We start from the raw sequence: 531 nt of genomic DNA, 5'->3' as shown, positions 1-531 counted from the left end.
AAAACCATTTTTGCTTAATAAAAATGGGTGATGTGATGTCTTCATCTGTAGCAATCACTTTTAATGGTTTAAACTTATAAACCAAATAACGTATGATGACTACAATTAAAAATATAAATAGAATAATAATCGTGTACTTATTAGACAAAAGTGTAAAAGCAATTAATAAGGTTCCTATCCAAAAAGATAGTAGTCCTCTTACTTTATGAAAATACACATACCCTACATATACAAGTACACATCCTAATAGGAGTACTAGTAAAAAGCCAATTTTTTCAAAAAATATATAGTAAAAATTAGCAATAATCATTAAAGCAGTAAAAATAATCAACATTTCAGTTGATATATATTTGCGTGTCATATTTCGCCACCTTTCTATGCTACAGCACTCATATGATATATAAAGTGGAATGCTTCTTCAGTAGTTATTTTCATTCTAGATTGTAAATTTATATCCGCTTCAATTCTCGCATAATAAGACTCAGCATCATTTAATTGTGATTTAATCATATCAATATCATTATCATGTAT

1 pseudogene is annotated in these 531 nt (G+C 26.9%); it reads right to left on the bottom strand.

The annotated features are described in order from the left end of the window. A pseudogene (vraT, locus tag IE142_RS40385) lies at window positions 1-361 on the bottom strand (cell wall-active antibiotics response protein VraT); the annotation flags it as partial. Window positions 362-531: the final 170 nt, after the last annotated feature.

The sequence above is a fragment of the Streptomyces mutabilis genome, assembly GCF_014649815.1.
In the GTDB taxonomy this organism is placed as follows: Bacteria; Actinomycetota; Actinomycetes; order Streptomycetales; family Streptomycetaceae; genus Streptomyces; species Streptomyces mutabilis.
This window is presented reverse-complemented; position numbering and strand designations above follow the sequence as displayed.